This window comes from Novispirillum itersonii, from assembly GCF_014205675.1.
Lineage (GTDB): Bacteria > Pseudomonadota > Alphaproteobacteria > Rhodospirillales > Rhodospirillaceae > Novispirillum > Novispirillum itersonii_A.
Genome location: NZ_JACIIX010000006.1, coordinates 60585 through 79028 on the forward strand (window position 1 = coordinate 60585; position 18444 = coordinate 79028).

Annotated in this window: 18 protein-coding genes; 7 read left to right on the plus strand and 11 right to left on the minus strand. The window is 62.5% G+C overall.

Annotated features, from left to right (window positions below; translation table 11 throughout):
- Both FHS48_RS09380 and FHS48_RS09385 read right to left on the minus strand, forming a co-directional pair.
- Positions 1-2016, minus strand: a 2016-nt coding sequence (locus tag FHS48_RS09380) for a hypothetical protein (RefSeq protein ID WP_184263310.1), incomplete at its 3' end; no start/stop codon positions are given.
- Between the two features lie 26 nt (positions 2017-2042).
- Complete coding sequence (locus FHS48_RS09385; protein ID WP_184263311.1) at positions 2043-2297, minus strand: hypothetical protein; 255 nt, start codon at positions 2295-2297, stop codon at positions 2043-2045.
- 262 nt (positions 2298-2559) lie between these two features.
- Between FHS48_RS09385 and FHS48_RS09390 the strand changes: the two genes are divergently transcribed.
- Positions 2560-2760 carry a hypothetical protein gene (locus FHS48_RS09390; protein WP_184263312.1) on the plus strand — a complete coding sequence of 67 codons (201 nt, stop codon included), beginning with the start codon at positions 2560-2562 and terminating at the stop codon, positions 2758-2760.
- A 26-nt stretch (positions 2761-2786) separates the two neighbouring features.
- On the opposite strand, the gene FHS48_RS09395 is transcribed toward FHS48_RS09390, so the two are convergent.
- The gene (locus FHS48_RS09395) at positions 2787-3707 is read right to left on the minus strand and encodes a LysR family transcriptional regulator (RefSeq protein WP_184263313.1); all 921 of its coding nucleotides are present in this window, start codon (positions 3705-3707) and stop codon (positions 2787-2789) included.
- Positions 3708-3940: 233 nt separating this feature from the next.
- Here FHS48_RS09395 and FHS48_RS09400 point away from each other — a divergent pair, with 233 nt between their 5' ends.
- Positions 3941-4948 (plus strand): zinc-dependent alcohol dehydrogenase family protein, encoded by a 1008-nt coding sequence (locus FHS48_RS09400; protein ID WP_184263314.1) that lies wholly within the window; start codon positions 3941-3943, stop codon positions 4946-4948.
- A 618-nt stretch (positions 4949-5566) separates the two neighbouring features.
- Positions 5567-7570 carry an acyltransferase family protein gene (locus tag FHS48_RS09405; RefSeq protein ID WP_184263315.1) on the plus strand — a complete coding sequence of 668 codons (2004 nt, stop codon included), beginning with the start codon at positions 5567-5569 and terminating at the stop codon, positions 7568-7570.
- A 161-nt stretch (positions 7571-7731) separates the two neighbouring features.
- Here the strand turns inward: FHS48_RS09405 and FHS48_RS09410 are convergent, their stop codons facing one another.
- The 5 genes from FHS48_RS09410 to FHS48_RS09430 form a co-directional block, all read right to left on the minus strand.
- Complete coding sequence (locus FHS48_RS09410) at positions 7732-8373, minus strand: alanyl-tRNA editing protein (RefSeq protein WP_184263316.1); 642 nt, start codon at positions 8371-8373, stop codon at positions 7732-7734.
- A 108-nt stretch (positions 8374-8481) separates the two neighbouring features.
- Positions 8482-8994: a ClbS/DfsB family four-helix bundle protein gene (locus tag FHS48_RS09415; protein ID WP_184263317.1), complete on the minus strand. Its 513-nt coding sequence runs from the start codon at positions 8992-8994 to the stop codon at positions 8482-8484.
- Positions 8995-9042: 48 nt separating this feature from the next.
- Entirely contained in the window at positions 9043-9861 is an 819-nt protein-coding gene (locus FHS48_RS09420) for an AraC family transcriptional regulator (protein WP_184263318.1), read from the minus strand.
- Positions 9862-10362: 501 nt separating this feature from the next.
- Positions 10363-11463: an alkene reductase gene (locus tag FHS48_RS09425; RefSeq protein ID WP_184263319.1), complete on the minus strand. Its 1101-nt coding sequence runs from the start codon at positions 11461-11463 to the stop codon at positions 10363-10365.
- A 24-nt stretch (positions 11464-11487) separates the two neighbouring features.
- Positions 11488-12159, minus strand: a complete 672-nt coding sequence (locus FHS48_RS09430; protein ID WP_184263320.1) for an SDR family oxidoreductase — start codon at positions 12157-12159, stop codon at positions 11488-11490.
- A 122-nt stretch (positions 12160-12281) separates the two neighbouring features.
- Between FHS48_RS09430 and FHS48_RS09435 the strand changes: the two genes are divergently transcribed.
- Both FHS48_RS09435 and FHS48_RS09440 read left to right on the plus strand, forming a co-directional pair.
- Positions 12282-13217, plus strand: a complete 936-nt coding sequence (locus tag FHS48_RS09435) for a LysR family transcriptional regulator (protein ID WP_184263321.1) — start codon at positions 12282-12284, stop codon at positions 13215-13217.
- Positions 13218-13292: 75 nt separating this feature from the next.
- The gene (locus FHS48_RS09440; RefSeq protein WP_184263322.1) at positions 13293-14006 is read left to right on the plus strand and encodes a Crp/Fnr family transcriptional regulator; all 714 of its coding nucleotides are present in this window, start codon (positions 13293-13295) and stop codon (positions 14004-14006) included.
- A 12-nt stretch (positions 14007-14018) separates the two neighbouring features.
- Here the strand turns inward: FHS48_RS09440 and FHS48_RS09445 are convergent, their stop codons facing one another.
- Complete coding sequence (locus FHS48_RS09445) at positions 14019-14699, minus strand: hypothetical protein (protein WP_184263323.1); 681 nt, start codon at positions 14697-14699, stop codon at positions 14019-14021.
- A gap of 549 nt (positions 14700-15248) precedes the next feature.
- Here FHS48_RS09445 and FHS48_RS09450 point away from each other — a divergent pair.
- A complete protein-coding gene (locus FHS48_RS09450; protein ID WP_184263324.1) occupies positions 15249-15674 on the plus strand; it encodes a hypothetical protein in 426 nt (141 codons plus the stop codon).
- 206 nt (positions 15675-15880) lie between these two features.
- Entirely contained in the window at positions 15881-16255 is a 375-nt protein-coding gene (locus FHS48_RS09455) for a flagellar basal body rod protein FlgC (RefSeq protein WP_184263325.1), read from the plus strand.
- A 157-nt stretch (positions 16256-16412) separates the two neighbouring features.
- On the opposite strand, the gene rpmG is transcribed toward FHS48_RS09455, so the two are convergent.
- Entirely contained in the window at positions 16413-16580 is a 168-nt protein-coding gene (gene rpmG, locus FHS48_RS09460) for a 50S ribosomal protein L33 (protein ID WP_184263326.1), read from the minus strand.
- Positions 16581-16770: 190 nt separating this feature from the next.
- The gene (locus FHS48_RS09465) at positions 16771-18399 is read right to left on the minus strand and encodes a S41 family peptidase (protein ID WP_184263327.1); all 1629 of its coding nucleotides are present in this window, start codon (positions 18397-18399) and stop codon (positions 16771-16773) included.
- Between the last annotated feature and the right edge of the window lie 45 nt (positions 18400-18444).

Here is an 18444-nt window from a genome sequence, read left to right on the forward strand (position 1 = left end):
GTCGCCACTCTGGCCGATTGTGATCGCCTTGTAGACCATTGCCTTGGCGAGCTGTTCACGTAGGGCTGGTTCCGTGGCATCGCCGAAGCGGCGGATTACCTCGTCATAGACGGCGATCTCCGCTTTGCTGTCGCCACTCTGGCCGATTGTGATCGCCTTGTAGACCATTGCCTTGGCGAGCTGTTCACGTAGGGCTGGTTCCGTGGCATCGCCGAAGCGGCGGATTACCTCGTCATAGACGGCGATCTCCGCCTCGCTGTCGCCACTCTTGCCGAGGCGGACCGCCTTGTTGACCATGGCCTTGGCGAGCGGTCCGCGCAGGGCTGGCTCCGGGGCGTTGGCAAAGCGGCGGATCACGTCGTTATAGAGATCGATCGCTGCTGTGCTGTCATCACTTTCGCTGAGGCAGACCGCCTTGTTGACCATTGCCGTGGCAAGCAGTTCGCGCAGGGCTGTCTCCGGGGCGTCAGCAAAACGGCTGATCACCTCGTCATAGACGGCGATTGATGCCGTGTTCTCGCCACGCCGACCGAGGCGGGTTCCCTCATTGATCGCCACCATGGCCCAATAGCGTTGGACCTCAATGACGTCACTCTCCGGCATCGCAAAAAAGTCGTGGAGGTCTGGCGCATCAGGGAAGTCCGTGCCGAGGCGGTCAAGAAAAACAGCGGTCCCGACGGGGGCAAGGTGCCATGCCGCCTTGAGAACAGCCTGTAGGCGGGGGGACCACGCTTCCCGCATGGTTCCGGGCGGTGCAAGGTATTGCAGCACAAAGAACTCGCCGAGCAGGTCCGGCTGCAAGGCGGGAAACAGGCTGCGGCGGCCCAGCGGACCGGCAATGTTTTGAATATCCGAACCGGTCATGGTCCGGTAACGCTCTTGCAGGCCCGGGTCTTGCAGAGAGGGCAGTGGATCAGGGAAGTCCGGGGCCGTCAACGCCGGGGTGTTCAGCCAGTCAGCAAAGGCACCGCTGGTCAGGGTTGCCAGGCATAACAAGAGTTTGTCGGCCTCGGTGATGCCATTCGGGGTCCAGAAATGCGTCTCGTTCCGTTTCAGCACGTCCTTCAGCAGGGCGGCACGGTCCCAGCGCCGCGATGGTCCGGAACCGGCGAGGGCATCGCCGAGAAAGGCGGCAAAAAGGGGTCGGCAGTGCGGATCGATCTCTTTCAACTGACCGAGCAAATCCGTTCTGTCCTTGGCCTGCCCGTTGGACATTGTTGAGAGGATGGCCCACAACGCGTCTTCGTCTGGTCTGGTCAGGGCCAGCGGATCGGCATGGCGCGTCTGGTCCATAAGGTTCCGGCCGGGCGCGTCGGAGGCGTCGAAAGCCTGCCGCCAGAGTCCATCGGCATCGCGTTCCAGCAGCAGAAGCCGCACCGGGTGTGCTAAATCCTTCCGCATGGCCAAAGTGCGGATCACCATGCCCAGATACTTCGGCCTTTCCCCGACATAATCGACCACGATCAGGGTGGGGCTTTCGGGCTGCCAGTGTTGCAGGGGATCAACGCAGGCTGCAAGCTGGGCCGCATCGGTCTGTTTATGCGCTTCGTCCAGCAGCAGGAAGCCGCTGGTCCATGGCTGGCTGGCCGTTGCGGTTCGGGCTGTCCCGGTCTGCCTGCCTTGGCCGGGCCTGTCTTTTCCGCCCAGAAGCGCCCGCAGCCATGACAGGGCGGCGGGCCGCGCCGGGGGATGTTTTTTTGCCGTCGCGGCACGGCAGAATTCCAGGGCGAGGCGGCTTTTGCCGACGCCGCCCTGACCGGTCATCAGCCACCACCGGAAGGGGGCCGGTGACGTCAGGAAATCCTGAAGCTGCTGCATCTCCGCGTCGCGCCCCAGAAACTCTGTGCGGCGGGCGGTGTATGTGAAGCGGTTGGCGTTGTCGTTCTTGGCTGCGGCTGTGTCGGCGGGAAGAAAGATCTGTAGGGGGAATGTCTTTGCCTGTAGGCCGCCGAGGTTAATGATCCCGGTGTTACCGCCGTTGACGACGACACTGCCCGCCGCATCCCGGAGCTTCATCGACCTGCCGGAGAACGGATTCCACATTATTTGACGAGACTGACGAGAAGCTGTGCGCCAGAGAGGATGACGCCGATAAGGCCGGTCTTGTTGGGGCCTTTCTCCCCGGTACCGGATGCGGCAGGGGAGGAGGACTGCACCACAGGGCCAGAGGTATCGCCGTTGATGACAATGCTGCCCGAGATATTCCGGGCTTTGATCGAATTTCCGCCCCGGCGGCCCCGGAACAGGGCGATAACCACCAGTGCCGCCCCGACCAGATAAAAGAAAGACCCGTCCATGTGACTCCTCGGCGGTTCTCCGTTGCTTTGCGCAACTGTAGCACGGGAAAAGATCGGAATCACCTTGGGTTGTGGTTCTGGGGGAGGGGCCGCTCCGGGGCATCGCCGCCCGGAACCGCCGGGGCTGATTCCAGATCTGATGCGATCCGGAGAAAATGACTCTCCTTAGGGTGGTTTTCTGGTAAAACGGAGAGAAGACACCCCGGGTTTGAACCGGGGGCAGTGTCCGGGTGCAATCTTTTTGCAAGGAATGGTCGATCCGATGTCCCCTCTCAGCCTGTTCCAGACCCTTGCCGTCCGTCTGCTGGCGCTGTGCGTTCTCGCGCTGGTCGCGGTGGTGGTGATGGCGGTGGTGGTGCCGTCGGCCCTGATTCTGATTTTGCTGGCAACCGGTGCCGCGCTGGGCCTTGGGGTGCTGGCTGTGCTGTTCGGCAAGGGCACGATCACCATCAAGAGGGCGTAAGGCCCTTTTCTCTCTGCTTTCCGCCCTCAGGGCAGGCTGTGGACCGGCAGCCCGTGATCCCAGTAGGGGTCCGGGCCGAACCGCGCCACCAGCCAGTCGATGAACACCCGCACCTTCGGTGCCAGTTCCCGCGTACTGGGGTACAGGGCCCACAGGGTCTGGGTTGAAACCAGCGGGTGATCGGGCAAAACCGGCACCAGTGCCCCGCTGCGCAGCTGGTCTGCGGCACACCACGTTGCCATCAGGGCAATGCCCATTCCGGCGCAGGCGCTTTGCTGCACCGCCTCGCCATCGTTGATGCGCAGGACCGGGGTTATGCAGCGGGCGTGTTCTGCCCCGTCAGCATCCCGGAAAGTCCAGCGGTCGAGGGTGCCGACCACCAGACAGGCGTGGTGATCAAGGTCGTCGGGCGTTTCCGGTGTTCCATGGCGGGCCAGATAGTCCGGGGAGGCCACCAGAACCCGGCGGTCCGGAGCCAGCCGCCGCGCCACAAACGACGAGTCCTTCAGGTCAGCGTAGCGCACCGCCACATCGAAGGCCCCTTCCACCAGATCAACCATGCTGTCGGAGATCCGCAGATCCAGCCGCAGGTCTGGATAGCGGGCGGTGAATTCCGGCAGGCCCGGCACGATGTGCAGACGGGCGAAGGAGGAGGGGGCGGCAATCCGCAGGGTGCCCCGGGGCGTCGCCTGTGCCCCGCCCAGTGCGGCCCGGGCGGCGGCGGCGGCCTCCAGCAGGTTTTCCGCATGGGGCAGAAAGGTCCGTCCGTCCTCGGTCAGGGCAGCCTGCCGGGTGGTGCGGTGCAGCAGGCGGGCCCCGAGACACTTTTCGAAGGCAGCAAGGCGCGCACTGGCCCCGGCCGGGGTCAGGCCAAGATCGCGGGCGGCGGCGCTGATACCGCCGAGGCGTGCGATCCGGATAAACAGGGTGAGATCGTCAAGATCCATGGTGGCCTTCTCCAGCCGGTGGGCAGATCTGGGCCCGGGGATAACGGTGGCCGGTTTCATCTTCAAGAAAATATTGAAACTGATTGAATATCTCCATGGCTACACGGCTGTCTGTTTGAAGGTCAAGGTGACGTCAGCGGAGCAGCCCCCGGCGGGGGCCTCCCGGTTCACTCCCCACCGGAGCCGCCTGCCTGACTGTGCAGGGCCGTTCCGGGAGACAGAAAGACACAGACATGACCATGACTATGAAGGCGATTGTGCTGACCCGTTTTGGCGGGGCCGAGGCGTTTGACCTCCGCGATGTGCCGGTTCCGGCCGTCGGAGCCCGGCAGGTGCGGGTGCGGGTCCATGCCACCGCCATCAACCCGCTGGATTACCAGATCCGCCGGGGGGATTATCCGGCCTATGTGCCGCTGCCCGCCATCATCGGCCACGATATTTCCGGCGTGGTGGAGGAGGTGGGATCCGACGTCAGTGAATTCCGCCCCGGGGATGAGGTCTACTATACCCCGAAGATCTTCGGCGGTGCCGGATCCTACGCCGAGCAGCACGTGGCTGACGTAGAGCTGGTCGGCCGCAAGCCGCGTAACCTCAGCCATCTGGAGGCCGCCAGTCTGACATTGGTCGGTGGAACGGTGTGGGAGGCCTTTGTCTCCCGTGCCCGGCTGGCGGTGGGGGAAACCATCCTGATCCACGGCGGAGCGGGCGGTGTCGGCACCATCGCCATTCAGGTGGCAAAGGCGATCGGGGCCCGGGTGATCACCACCGCCCGTGCGGTGGATCATGACTTTGTCCGCTCCCTCGGGGCGGATGAGGCGATTGATTTTGTGACGGAGGATTACGTTACGGCGGTGGCGGCGCTGACCGGCAATCAGGGTGTTGACGTGGTGTTTGACACCATCGGCGGCGATACACTGACCCGCAGCCCGCTGGTGCTGGCCGATTTCGGGCGGGTGGTCAGTCTTGTCGATATTCCGCAGCCGCAGAATCTGGTGGAGGCGTGGGGCCGCAATGCCGCCTACCACTTTGTTTTCACCCGCCAGAACCGGGGCAAGCTGGATGCGCTGACCACCCTTGTTGAGCGCGGTCTGGTCAGGCCGGTGATCGGGGCGACCCTGCCGCTGGCCCGGATGGGGGACGCCCACACCCTGCTGGAAACGGGCGGGCCCCGCGGGTTGCGCGGGAAGGTGACGATTGATGTGGTGGGGCAGAGCGTATTCCTGCCGGTCCCCGTCGTCTGAGCCGTCTTCGGAGTGCCGGAGTACCGCCTGATGGCAGGTCCTCCGGCCTTTTCTGTCTGTATCGGAGGAAATCCGATGGTTACTGAACGTGCTCTTTTCCGCCTGCGGCATGGTCAGGGGCTGGCTCTGGAGGCTGCTTTTACCGCTGTTGCGCCGTTGTTGGCCGGGCACTGGGGTCTCTCCGTCATCGCCTGATAACGGCATTGGATCAGCCGGGCTGTTCCGTTCCGTCTGTGCAGTGGCAAACGCTGGCCCTTCATGGTGCGGTATTTGAGCCCGGTGTCGCCCATGTCGGGTTCATGGCGGCACCGGGATCCACCTGCCGGGAAAACGCCCCATGCTTCCGGGATGGGCTGACTCCAGAGTGTTAAAGACGCAGAAAAAAGGGGAATGGATTGATGCATTGGTGGGAGGCGCGGGTAAACAGATCAAGGCGTAGAAACGGCGCGTTGCGGCGTTGAAGGAGGACCGTTGCTTGTTTTCGTTCCTCAAGTGTGTCTTTGTCGGTGATAATGGTTCGCGATGGCTCGGGCATTCCTGTCTCTGGCGCTGATCTGTGTCATGCTGTATCGGTTGGGAATATAGAAGAAAAATATAGATAGTTTTTGGATAAAATATATGGAATACAGGCGAGAAATAGATGGGCTTCGGGCCTTAGCGGTTATACCCGTCATACTGTTTCATGCTGGGTTTGAAACGTTCAGGGGGGGGTTCGTTGGTGTCGATGTTTTTTTTGTCATCAGCGGTTATTTAATTTCATCCATAATTCTAAAAGAAATTGAGGATAAAAATTTCTCTTTAATAAAATTTTATGAAAGGCGGATCAGGCGCATATTTCCAGCATTATTCTTCGTAATGATGGTTTCTTTGCCATTCTCTTGGTTTTGGCTTTTGCCAAGAGATATGAAGGACTTTTCACAAAGCTTAGTATCTATATATTTATTCTTATCAAATATTCTATTTTTGAGGGAAAATGACTATTTCAGCGTAGCATCTGAATTAAAGCCCTTCGTTCACACGTGGAGTTTGTCTGTAGAAGAGCAGTTTTATTTAATATTTCCTATATCTATGATCTTTTTATTGAAGCTTGGCCGGCGCTGGGCCGTGGTCGCGCTGGGGGTTGTGCTCATATATAGTTTTTATTTGTCTCAGAGAGATTCATACGCTTGGTCCAAGGCTGCTTTTTTTCTATTGCAGTCCCGTATTTGGGAGCTGCTTGTTGGCGTCTTCGCTGCATTTTATTTATCAAATTCGCCGCGAGGACTTTCAGGGAAAGTCCTGGGAGACTTGGGTGGCTGGCTCGGTTTCGCCTTAATTCTCTACGCGGTCTTCTCTTATAGTAAAGCAACGCCGTTTCCAGGGGCCAATGCGCTTGCTCCGGTGTTCGGCGCTCTCCTTATTATATTATTTGCTTCAAATGAAAATAGTGTTGGTAAATTCATAGGTAATAAAGCATTCGTTCGGATTGGCTTGATAAGCTACAGTGCATATTTGTGGCATCAGCCGCTTTTTGCATTTGCCAGACATCGGATCTTGAACGATCCGGGGCGGGATGTTTTTATTTTATTATCTATTGTGGCCTTTGTAATGGCTTATTTTAGTTGGAGATTCATTGAAGTTCCATTTCGGAATGCCGCCTTTTTGAAAAGAAGGGGGATTTTTATATTATTTTTTTCTATTTCTTTTGTTTTTATCTGTATTGGCCTGTGTGGCCATATTTCGGGCGGGTATAAGTTCCGGTTCAGTAAGGAATTCGACCAATTTTTTCTGGCGCAAAAAGATAAAAATCCTCGGCAGGCGCAATGTCATTATTCTGGGGGGGAGGCTCCCTCGCCTGAAAACTATTGCGTTCTGGGAAATGGAAAATTAAAGGGCCTGTTATTAGGGGACTCTCACGCCGATGCGTTAGCCTTTTCGCTTTCTCAGGCCCTTTCTGAGAATGGCCTTTCTCTCCGGTCGATCACGTACAACGGATGCCCTCCTGTTGAGGACGTTTACAGATTCGACCTTAGAAAAGTTCATAAGTGTTACGAGTTAAATAAGAAGTCTTTTGACTATGCTTTGCGGAGTGATGACGTCGAATATGTTGTTCTTCTCGGCCGGTGGTCTATTTATATGGAAGGGACATATTTTGATAATCGGGAAGGGGGTTTTGAGTCTTCCAATCGTATATCTTTAGATGTTGTTGAGAACGGTATTAAGGAAAATAATAATAATCCCTTAAGGATGGAAAAGCTTACACGCCAGTATAAGAGGTCTGTCCAGCGCTTACTTGAGGGCGGGAAGAAAGTCATCTTGGTCTATCCGGTCCCGGAGGTTGGTTTTGATGTGCCGAGGCAATTGGCGAGACTTAAAATGTTTGGAGAAAAAGACGAAATTACAACAAGTTATGACGTTTTCATGGATCGGAACCGGCAGGTTCTTGAGGCATTTGACTCGATTCCGGACAATGAAAATTTAATGCGGGTACGGCCGGATCATATTTTCTGTAATGCCGTAAAAGGGGGAAGGTGTGTAACCGCGAAGGGCTCTGACATCTTCTATTACGATGATGATCATCTGTCGAACACTGGGGCCAGACTGGTTGCGGAGGACGTTATTAAAGCTATGAAAAATCGTTAAATCACATTTGAAATTCGACGTCTCCGGACGCTGAGATTTCTCTGATCCCGGAGGGTGGCAGGCCATTCTTTCAGCCTTTTGGCCGTTACCCCGGTGCTGCCTGCGCCATCGCTATCCGGGTGCAGGCATCACAGGGACGCAGGATTGCTCTCTGGCCGGGATCAGTCAGGGGGCAGATCAACATCATAGGAGACCGTCAGCACCCCTTTTTTCAGGCTGATCCGGGTCAGGCGGATGGGGCCGATGACGGACAGCTCCGTCACATGGGTGCCGCCGCACAGTGTGGCAGGCAGCAGGCCGAAGCCGACCTGCCGTCCGTCCGGCCCCGGGGTGATCACCCGCTGGTGGCCACCCCCAATCAGGGCATTGGTGGCGGCGGTCAGTGCCGCGGTATCCGGTACCGGGGTCAGGGGAGGGGCCTCGAACACCACGCGGCCCTCGCCCGGCCAGTGGTGGGCCTTCACTGCCCGCCAGCCGGACGGGGCCGCAGCGGCGGCCAGCACATGCCCGGCGGAATGCAGGCGGCTGTGCAGCAGGCGCGGGGCGGCTTCCACCCGCAGGGTCACCGGACCGGGGGCAACCGGGCCATCGGTGATATGGCGCAGGGTGTCGCCCTCGCTGAGGACTTTCAGCACCCGCACCCCACCCAGAACCCCGGTATCAGACGGTTGGCCCCCGCCCTGGGGGTGGAACAGGCTGCGGTCCAGCACCACGGCATAGATGCCGTCCCCGGCATCGGTGCAGGACAGGACTGTGGCGGTGGTCTCCAGCGCATCGCTGAAAAAATACAGGCGTTCCGTCATTCCGGGGATCCATCAGAAAAAGGAGTTTCCGGGGGGATCGTGCCGGGATCGGACTGGCCTGCCTTGTAAAATAGTGACGGAAAAAGCCGGGCGAGGCCTTGCCGCCGCTCAGGTGCCGCTGTTGGCAGTCCGCCATTTCCGCAGCCGCCCGCGCGCATTGGCATAGGGTGAGGCCGTATTGAGCTGGATCATCCGGCCCATCGTCCATTTCCCGTACCACGGGCGGCCATAGAGGGTGTCGTTATCCCGGGCTTCGACCAAGGCTACGATCCGGGTTTTTGCTGTGATCAGGCGGTCGAGGCGTTCCGGATAGGAAAGCTCCTGAGAGTCGGAATAGAATTTCCGGGCGAGGCGACCCAGTTCGTTCCAGCGGAATCCGGTTGCCGGAAAGTCGATGGGCTGACCGGCGGCGTCGCGGTCCAGCCAGTTGAGGACCAGCTCATTCCAGCCGATCAGATAGGCGGCAAGGTCGGCAACGCTCATCCGCGTGCCCTTGGCGTGCCCTTCGAGGGTCCGGTCCATGGCCTGCGCGGGCGGAACGGCGTGGAAGTCCCGGATCACCTTGCCGAATTCGGTATCGATGGCGGTCAGCAGAGCGTCTTTACTGGCGGGAACAGCCATAGCTGTCTGGTCCTTCTTCTGTGCAGGCTCCGTAGCGGGGGAGCCGCCTCAATACCCCGACGGGGCGACGCCATAGGCGCGGCGGAAGGCGCGGTTGAAGTGGCTCTGGTCATGGAAGCCGGTGTCCTGTGCCACGGCGGCAATGGTCTGCCGTCCCTCCGCCAGCAGGGCGCAGGCCTGTTCCAGCCGCAGGCGCAGCAGCCACGCATAGGGCGTCATCCCGACACTGGCGCGGAACTGTCGCAGAAACTGGAACCGCCCGAGGCCGCAGACGGTGGCCAGATCTTCCAGCGTGATCTTTTCGGCCAGACGGTCAAGGCAGTAGTCCTGCACCTGCCGCAACCGTCGCGCCCCCAGTGGCCCGGCGGGCGGTGGCGGCAGCAGACTGTGGCTGTGGAGGAGCAGGGCGGCCAGCAGGGCCAGCCATTCGCTCTGGGCTGCCAGCTCAGGCGCAGGGGGAGAGTCTGAGCCTGCCGTCAGCAGCCGGTGCAGGCGGATCAGGCGCTGGCTGACTTCCGGCTGATCAAACGTGATGGCGGCGACGGGCACCGGGCGGGCGGTTTCGGTCAGGTCTTCCGACAGATCGGTCAGCAATGCCGGGGAAACCCGGTAGGTCAGCAGGGTAAACGGTTGATCGGCATGGCGGGTGCCGTCGTGGATTTCACCGGGGGGCATCAGCGAGATGCCGCCGGGGGCGAGGAACGTCACCTCCCGCCGGAACGATTGCCGCTGTACGCCGTCCGTTACCACACCGATGTGGGTCTCAAGGTGGAAGTGGCGGTCAAAGTGGGTGGTCTCAAACCGGGCCTGCCCCAGCACCAGACCGGGCAACAGCGCGGTGCGGCGGTAAGCGGCGCTGTCGGTCATCGCGGGCTCCGGCCTGTTGGAGGATGCGCCGAGTCTGGCCGGGATCGGCAATTCTGGCAAGCCCTGTGGCAGGAGAGACCCGCAGAATTCTGCGGGTCCGGGGGGGTGGTGTTGACTCTGCGTTCTCTTTATGTTCCCATCACCGCAACAAGAACAAAATAAGAACAATATAGGCGTAAGCCTGATCTTTGCCGTTTCCGTCTCCCCTCTCTCTGCGCAGGGGGCTGCGCATTCCCCGATGGAGGACATCATGTCGATCGGCCGTTTTGTCACTGAGTTTCTGGCGCTGCTGTCCCTGCTGGTGATGATTTATATGTGGGGGGTGCTGGGGTACGCCCTGCATGCCTGAGAGGGCCGTTTCCGGGTAAGCCATCGGCAAAGCCCCCGGTCCTCAGGCGATATCCCCCGCCCCGGAATGCCGGAGCGTTCTGAGGCGGGGGACGAAGAGATCGCCTGTGCCCGGGGGGCTGACGCGCATCCCTCCTCTGTGCTGTGCCCGCCTTACGGCAGCGGCGGATAGGTGACATACCCTTCCGCACCGCCGCCGAACAGGGTGGTGGTGTCGGCCTCCGCCAGCGGCAGACCGTCCCGCAGGCGGCGCGGCAGATCCGGATTGGCGATAAAGGGGCGCCCGAACGCCACCGCGTCGGCCAGTCCGCTGCGCAGGATGGCATCAGCTTTCTCCCGGGTGTATCCCCCGGCGACAATGATGCTGCCGGAAAAAGCCTGCCGCAGGGCATGCCGGAACGCTTCAGGTGTTTCCGGTGCGTCGTCCCAGTCGGCTTCGGCGATGTGGATATAGGCGATCCGCCGTCGCTCCAGTTCCGCCGCTACCGCCAGAACGGTGGGGATGATGTCCGGATCGTTCATGCCGCGCTGGGTGATGAAGGGCGACAGCCGGATGCCGGTGCGGTCGGCTCCCATGACCCCGGCCACTGCGTCCACCACCTCCAGCAGAAAGCGCATCCGGTTCTCCGCCGGGCCGCCGTACCGGTCGGTGCGGTGATTGGCGCTGGCCCGCAGAAACTGATCAATCAGGTATCCATTGGCGGCGTGGATCTCCACCGCATCGAACCCGGCAGCACGGGCATTGTCGGCGGCGTGGCGGTAATCATCGACCACCGCGGCCACTTCGGCCGTGGTCAGGGCACGCGGTACCGGGCAGGGCAGCATGGTGCCGGTTCCGGTGGCTGGATCGACAATCCACACGCTGGCATCGGGGGCAATCGCCGACGGGCCGACCGTCTGACCGTCGGCATGCAGGCTGGGGTGGCTCATCCGCCCGACGTGCCACAGTTGCAGGGCAATGCTGCCTCCCGCCGCGTGCACCGCCTGTGTCACCTGCTGCCAGCCGTCCACCTGCTGCGGGCTGTGGATGCCGGGGGTGAAGGAATAGCCCTTACCCTGCGGGGAAATCTGGGTGGCCTCGGTGAGGATCAGTCCGGCTCCGGCGCGCTGGGCGTAGTATTCGGCCATCAGCGGGGTGGGGATGTCGCCGGGCTGGGCGGCGCGGGCACGGGTCATCGGGGCCATGATCAGGCGGCTGGGCAGCGGCAGGCCGCCGATGCGGACCGGGGAAAACAGGGAAGGGGCAGCGGACATTGGGGGATCTCCATCAGGAAGGAATCAGGCGATCAGCGCGCCACCGTCAACATCCAGCACCGTGCCGGTGACGAAGGCAGTATCAATCGCAAACAGATAGGCGGCGGCCAGATCGGCGGGAGTTCCGGCCCGTCCGGCGGGCAGGGTGGCCCGGGCCCGGTCCAGCATCGCCTGTCGGGCCTCGGCGGGCAGGGCAGCATAGGCTTCGGTGTCGGTCAGGCCGGGGCTGACCACGTTGACCCGCAGCGGGGCCAGTTCCCGCGCCAGCAGTTTGGCGGTGGCCTCCAGCGCTGCATTCATCGCGGTTTTGACAAAGGTGCCCGGTGTGGCGCGGCGGGCGAGGAAGCCCGAGGTCAGGGTGAGGGTGCCGCCGGGGCGCAGATGCCCGGCGGCGGCCTGCGCCACCGTGACACTGCCCCAGAACTTGACATCAAAGGCGGCTTTGGCGGCGGTCAGGTCCAGCCCGGTCAGCGGCCCGCCGGGGGCCTGTGATCCGGCGGTGATCACCACATGGTCCACCGGCCCGAGGGCGGCAAAGGCCGCAGCCACGGCGGCAGGATCGCTGATATCCAGCCCGGCGGAACGGCTGAGGCGGTGGACGGTGCCGGGGCGCTGTGACAGGGCATCGGCAACGGCGCGGCCGATGCCGCTGGTGCCGCCGATGACGACGGAAACGGTGGCGGCGGTGAAGGTCATGGCAGAAGGCTCCTGATCGGTGGCGGGGTGTCTGTCAGGAAGGATAAGCTCTGCGGATATCCGGCAGAATGTGCGATGATCTGAAATCATAATTCGGAAAATCCGCAGAATGAGGTCCGGTCATGCAGCTGGAAACACTGTCCCTGTTCCTGCGCATTGTCGAAAAGGGTGGGCTGGCGGCCGCCGGGCGGGAGCTGGGGCTGTCTCCGTCCTCGGTTTCGGAGCGGTTGGCGGCGTTGGAACGCCATTACGGCGCGGCCCTGCTGGTCCGCACCACCCGGGCGGTGACCCTGACGGAAGAGGGCCGGGTTCTGGCCGACGGGGCCCGCCGCCTGCTGGCGGAGGCCGATGATCTGGCCGCCCGGATCCGGCTGGGGGCCGACCGGCTGTCCGGCCCGGTCCGGCTGTCCGCGCCGATGGATTTCGGGCGGCGGCATCTGGTGCCGCTGCTGGATGCCTTCGGGCAGGATCATCCGGAGGTGACCTTTGACCTGCACCTGTCTGATTCCCACGTCGATCTGGTGGCGGCGGGGATGGATCTGGCCGTCCGCCACGGGCTGCTGGCCGACAGCTCGCTGAAGGTGCGGCCACTGGGCACGGCCCGGCGGGTGGTCTGCGCCGCCCCGTCCTATCTGGCGCGGCACGGCGTGCCGCAGCATCCGCAGGATCTGGCCGGACACCGCTGTCTGCTGATGCGCTTCGGCACGGTGACGGAGGCGGTCTGGCCGTTCCGCATCGGGGGCCGGATGGAACGGGTGCCGGTGCCCGGTCACCGTATTGCCAATGACGGGGACCTGATCCGCCGCTGGTGCCTCGACGGGCAGGGCATCGCCTATAAATCGCTGTTCGATGTCGCGGGCAGCCTGCGGGATGGCAGTCTGACCGAGCTGTTGCCGCTGTTTTCCTCCGGGGCGACGGCGTTGCAGCTGGTGTACCCGGCGACGGCGGCCCAGCCGCGCCGGGTCCGGGCCTTGGTGGAGTTTCTGACCGGACGGCTGACCCGGCATCTGGCGGAGGATGCAAATACCCAGTCCCCACCGTTGCCGGATCATGCTTAAATACACGGAAGGCAGGCTGAAAACCCTGTCTCCGGAAAGGGTTAAACCACGGTCAGGCAGGAGAGGCAGCGCCGGATGGCAGCGGGGATCAACATTCAGGCCGCCTGGGCCGGGGCATCAGGGTGCCGCACCTGCGGCATCCGGCAGATGGCCCTGTTCGCGGACCTTCAGGAGTCCGACTTCGCGCTGATCCATGTGCCGATTGATGAACTGCGTCTGTCTGCCGGGGCCCCGGTCTATCATCTGGGGGATCAGGGGACGGCGCTCTATACCCTGCGCTCCGGGATGATCAAGCTGGTGCAGTCCCTGCCGGACGGATCGCAGCGGATTGTCCGCCTGCGCCGCCCCGGCGACACGCTGGGGCTGGAGGTGCTGCTGACCCTGCCGTATGAACATGATGCCGTGGTGGTGCAGGATGCGGTGCTGTGCCGTCTGCCGCTGGAGGTGGTGACCCGCCTGCAACGGGAAACGCCGCGTCTGCATACCCAGCTGATGCGCCGCTGGCATCAGGCGGTGCGCGAGGCGGATGAATGGCTGACCGGCCTGTCCACCGGCAATGCCCGTGGGCGGGTGGCCCGCCTGCTGCTGCATCTGGCCGAAACCGGTGGCAGCAACGAGATCAGCGATCTGTTCACCCGGGAAGATCTCGGCGCGATCCTTGGCATCACCACCGAGACCGCCAGCCGTACGATTGCCGAATTCCGCCGGGCTTCCCTGCTGGAAACGCTGGGGCGCAACCACTTCCGCTGTAACCTTGACGGGCTGCGGCAGGTGGCGGATCAGCTCTAAAGGATTATCCGGTCAGGCGCTCCGGCGCAGGCCATCCACCGGGGCCGGGGCTGCGACCGCACTGCTGTAAACATCGCGGTACAGCCGGGCGGCTGCTGTGGCGGCATCAATCATTCCGGCCCAGTCTCCGGCGGTCAGGGGCAGGTGTTCCAGCACATCCAGCACCGGTTGCGGGCGGGTTGCCGGATCATCCTGCCGGAAGAAGAAGCCGATCTGGCTGGGGCGCAGCGGCAGGCTTTGCAACAGCTTGGCGATATAGTTGCCGCTGAAGCTGCCGCTGATGGCATCCATCACCGCAATCACCGCCAGCCGCGCCACCGGGTGGGTTTCCGCCAGAGTGGCGTTGAAGGTGATGTAGGCGGCAGCGGCGGGGTCGGGGGTGGTGTTTTCCGGGGCCGGACCGGCGTAACCGCTGGCGGTCAGATCGGTCCGCAGCAGCCCGGCATGGGGGGCAACCCGCAGGGCGTGGGCTTCCAGACACTGGCGGGCCTGCGGCAGGCTGTCCGGGCAGCGCGCTGCCGCCAGACGGGTGCTGTCCGGCACCGCGTGGGCGACGTGATACAGTGACAGCAGCAGCCGGTGATAGTCTTCCATGCCAAAGGTCCCGGCAATCATCCGGCGGGCCGCCGTATTATCGGGAAACGACAGGGTGGCATTGCTGAGGGCGGACAGAAAATCCCTGCGGGTTGACATGGCTTCCGGCATCCGGGCAAGAGGACAGGGCAGAATCCGGTGGCGGACCGTGGTCACGACAGAACGGCGGATCCCTTTCGGCGGTCCGCATCCGGCTTTCATGCCTATAAGATACGGGTCCGGCACTGTTGGCAACACGCAGCAGGCGTAAGATGTGTCTGTGCTGACAACCCGGGCGTTGGTTGCGGCGGTCAGGGACTGCTTGAGGGCGAATTGTTTTTGCAAGAACGGCCTCGGAGTTTGACTCTGCCGGGGTGGGGCCTCATCATAAAACCATGCGGTTATCCATCCAGACTCTGACCGCTGTAAAACCGGGATCTATCAAGGGGACGGGCGTCGGAGACCGACGAATCGAAATCTTGAATTTTATCGACTTTAATCGATGGTTCTCCTGTGGTATTCCCCGGTTATCGTTTGCTGTTCCGGGTGTTATCGCCCGGTACCAGCCGCTGAGTTTACCGTCTGCCGGGACGTAAAGCCGGTTCCCCCGGGTTCTGTGGGGCTGCACCGTGCGGTCCTCACCTCCCCGTAAGACATTGGAAGCCCATCGTGGTCACGAAGGTCGGACAACAGACAGGACAGCCGGTTGCGGCCTCCCCCCTGCGGGCGGGCAGCGGCGGGACCGTGTCGTCGTCCCTGACCTTCAAAAGCATCACCAATCTGGCGAATTCCGGCAATGTCGGGGCGGAGGACGAAGCCCTCCGCTTTGCGCAGGACTGGAGCAATCTGTTCCAGCAGTCGCAGCGGCAGGCTGCGGCCCGGAAGGCCCGGATGGAAGGGGTGCGCTTCGGCGACATCCTGACGACCACCGAGGTGTCGGCGGTGCTGGTGTCTTACCGCAATCAGGGCGACCGGGACCGCAACACCGGCACCACGGTGCGCAGCGGGGTAAACCAGTACGAACGCGCCATTCGGGCGATCTCCTCCGGCGGGAAAGACCGCCAGACCGGAGAAGTCTATAGCCGCTGGATGTAGCGGCGGCAGGTGCGGAGCATGAAGAGGGCAGTCTGGCGACAGGCTGCCTGTTTTTTTGGGGTGGCTCCGGTTCCGGTCAGCGGGGGTGTGACAGGGTTCACAGCCACAGTGCTGAACCGCGCCGATGCTTGGGGGAGGGTGGATAGGCTGTCGCCGGTCATCCAGCCAGTCTTCAGGGTCTGCCAAGCAGAGGGATCTCCGCCGCCATGTCTGACGCCTTTTCCACTGCTGTTTCCGGGTTACAGGCTGCGTCCCGCGCCGTGGCGATTTCCGCATCGAATATCGTGAATGCCCGCAGTGGCGGGACGATTACGGCGGATGGCTATCAGGGATATCAGCCTCAGGCGGTCACGCAGTCCAGCGTCGCCGGGGGTGGCGTGGTCACCGGGTCCCGCCCGGTGGTCCCGGCGTATATGCCGACGCCGGGCGCTGATGGTGGCACGGCTTACGGGTTGCCCAACAGCTCCCTGAGTACCGATCTGGTGCAGATGCGCATGGCGCAGGCGGCCTATAAGGCTTCTGCCGCGTTGATCCGCACGGAAAATGATATGCAGAAAACAACCCTGTCGGTGATCGGCTGACGGAGACTGTTTCTGCCGCATGACTTCGGCTCTGTCCGCACGTCGCAGCCTGTTTCCTCAAGGGGAGGGGGACGGCGACAGGGGGCGCAAAAAGCTTTAAGGGCCGTTGACGATTGCCAACGGCCCTTAAAGGGTAAAAAACGGTGTAACCCGTATCTTACTTCATCTTCGTTTCACGGAAGACGACGTGCTTGCGCACCACCGGATCATACTTGCGGAATTCCAGCTTCTGGGTGGTATTCCGCGGGTTCTTCTTCGCAATGTAGAAGTAACCGGTATCAGCGGTGCTTTCGAGCTTAATCTGAATGGTGGTCGGCTTAGCCATCGCCTTAAATCCTGGTCAAACAACGTGCGTGTCGAGGGGCGCACAATACAGTGCTGGGAAAAGGTGTCAAGGGAAAGCTGGGGAAAGCTGTGGAGAAAACGTGAAACCCCAGTGTTTTCCGTCAGTTGCCGTCAGGCACCCGCCCGGCCTGCCGGGGAAAACCTGCCGGGACTCCCGGAATTGGTGGTCCTCAGCGGTGCAGGGACGCGGTGTCATCGGGCGGGGTCAGCACAGTCTGGGCCTGACCGTAAGCCGGGCCATTGCGCAGCAGGGCCTTTCCGACCGCGACATCGACGTTCCAGCCTGCATGGTTGCCGGGTGGGCAGCGCCCGCGCAGGGCGGCGCGTCCGGTGGCATCCCCGGTGGCGACAGTGCGCCACTGCATGTTGAAACTTTCCAGATCGCTGGTGGAATGGGCAAGGGCCTGCACGCTCAGATCCGGGGTCATCCCCTGATCATAGACGCACACCCCCGGCATCACCCCCAGCCCTTCCAGCGCGTAGCCGGTGGGGCTGTGGAAGCGTGACCATGTCAGGGTCAGCTCGCCGTCGTTGGGCAGGCGGATCACGGTCTGCACCGTGCCCTTGCCATAGGTGGAGGTCCCGGCCACCACCGCCCGGCCGCTGTCTTCCAGCGCGGTGGCGAGGATTTCGGCGGCGGAGGCGGATTTGCCGTCCACCAGCACCACGATCGGCAGCCCTTTGCTGATGTCGTCGGGGTGGGCGGTATAGCTTTGCATTGCTTCCGGGTGGCGGCCCCGGGTGGTGACGATCTTGCCCCGGTCCATAAACAGGTCGGCCGCCGCCACCGCCTGATCCAGCAGGCCTCCGGGGTTGCCGCGCAGGTCCAGCAGCAGCCCGGTCAGGTGTTTCTGCTGCATGGCGGCGCTGACCACCTCTTCCAGTGCCTTGGCGGTGCGGTGATTGAAGCCGCTGATGCGGATATGGCCGATGCCGTCGGAATCCGACACCATGAACACGGTCTGCGGCACCACCAGCCCACGGCGCAGGCTGACCTCCATCAGGCGGGGCCGGGCCTTGCCCTCGGTCCGTTCGACGCTGAGGGTGACCGGGGAATTGATCGGGCCGCGCAGGCGCTGCCGGGCAGCTTCCAGCGTACCGCCCAGTTTCATGATGGGGGTGCCGTCAATGCTGACCACCGCATCCCCCGGCTTCAGACCGGCGTCGGAGGCCGGGGTGTCGCTCATCACCTCGGTGATCGACAGTTTGCCGTCTTCCAGCACATAGCGGATGCCGATACCGCCGAATCCGTTGCGGTTGGCGCGGTTTTCCGCCGCTTCCGATTGACCGGCATAGCGGGAGTAGGGATCCAGCGTCGACAGCAGGGCGTCGATCAGGGCCTGATAGATCTCTTCAGCATGGGCCTCGGAAATCGGGTGGGAAATCTTCTGGGCGGCCTGCGTCACATCCACCGTCACCCGGGTCCAGGCCGACAGGCTGGTATCCGCCGGGGCCGAGTAACTGGCCACCACGCCGCGCTCGTCCAGCAGCTGCACCCAGTCGCTGTCAGCGCGCACGCTGACGGATGGGTCCAGCGTGGTCAGGCCTTTCAGGGTATCCAGTGCCAGCGTCCGCCCGCTCAGGGCTTCCAGATGCCGTTCGGCGATCACATCGAAGGTGAAGCCGATCATCCGCATCGCCTCATCGCGCGAAAACGGCGGGGGCTCGGCGGGGGCTGCGGCCATCACCGGGGCGGCCATCAGCACCCACAGGCCGATCAGGGCGACACGGCGGATCCGCAGCGGCCACCGGTGTGGGGGCGCGGGGCGGATGATCCGGTCTACGGTGCCTGCTGCCATGCTCGGTCCAGTCCTGAAACGGCGGTCGGCGGAAGGAAAGCGGCG

Bases quoted from the DNA above. Each gene is read 5' to 3' on its own strand.
- FHS48_RS09440 (WP_184263322.1), top strand. From the start codon at position 13,293: ATGGCAGCGGGGATCAACATTCAGGCCGCCTGGGCCGGGGCATCAGGG.
- FHS48_RS09415 (WP_184263317.1), bottom strand. From the start codon at position 8,994: ATGGCTGTTCCCGCCAGTAAAGACGCTCTGCTGACCGCCATCGATACC.
- FHS48_RS09425 (WP_184263319.1), bottom strand. From the start codon at position 11,463: ATGTCCGCTGCCCCTTCCCTGTTTTCCCCGGTCCGCATCGGCGGCCTG.
- FHS48_RS09445 (WP_184263323.1), bottom strand. From the start codon at position 14,699: ATGTCAACCCGCAGGGATTTTCTGTCCGCCCTCAGCAATGCCACCCTG.
- FHS48_RS09405 (WP_184263315.1), top strand. From the start codon at position 5,567: ATGGAATACAGGCGAGAAATAGATGGGCTTCGGGCCTTAGCGGTTATA.
- FHS48_RS09430 (WP_184263320.1), bottom strand. From the start codon at position 12,159: ATGACCTTCACCGCCGCCACCGTTTCCGTCGTCATCGGCGGCACCAGC.
- FHS48_RS09465 (WP_184263327.1), bottom strand. From the start codon at position 18,399: ATGGCAGCAGGCACCGTAGACCGGATCATCCGCCCCGCGCCCCCACAC.
- FHS48_RS09400 (WP_184263314.1), top strand. From the start codon at position 3,941: ATGACCATGACTATGAAGGCGATTGTGCTGACCCGTTTTGGCGGGGCC.
- FHS48_RS09410 (WP_184263316.1), bottom strand. From the start codon at position 8,373: ATGACGGAACGCCTGTATTTTTTCAGCGATGCGCTGGAGACCACCGCC.
- rpmG (WP_184263326.1), bottom strand. From the start codon at position 16,580: ATGGCTAAGCCGACCACCATTCAGATTAAGCTCGAAAGCACCGCTGAT.
- FHS48_RS09420 (WP_184263318.1), bottom strand. From the start codon at position 9,861: ATGACCGACAGCGCCGCTTACCGCCGCACCGCGCTGTTGCCCGGTCTG.
- FHS48_RS09390 (WP_184263312.1), top strand. From the start codon at position 2,560: ATGTCCCCTCTCAGCCTGTTCCAGACCCTTGCCGTCCGTCTGCTGGCG.
- FHS48_RS09435 (WP_184263321.1), top strand. From the start codon at position 12,282: ATGCAGCTGGAAACACTGTCCCTGTTCCTGCGCATTGTCGAAAAGGGT.
- FHS48_RS09455 (WP_184263325.1), top strand. From the start codon at position 15,881: ATGTCTGACGCCTTTTCCACTGCTGTTTCCGGGTTACAGGCTGCGTCC.
- FHS48_RS09395 (WP_184263313.1), bottom strand. From the start codon at position 3,707: ATGGATCTTGACGATCTCACCCTGTTTATCCGGATCGCACGCCTCGGC.
- FHS48_RS09385 (WP_184263311.1), bottom strand. From the start codon at position 2,297: ATGGACGGGTCTTTCTTTTATCTGGTCGGGGCGGCACTGGTGGTTATC.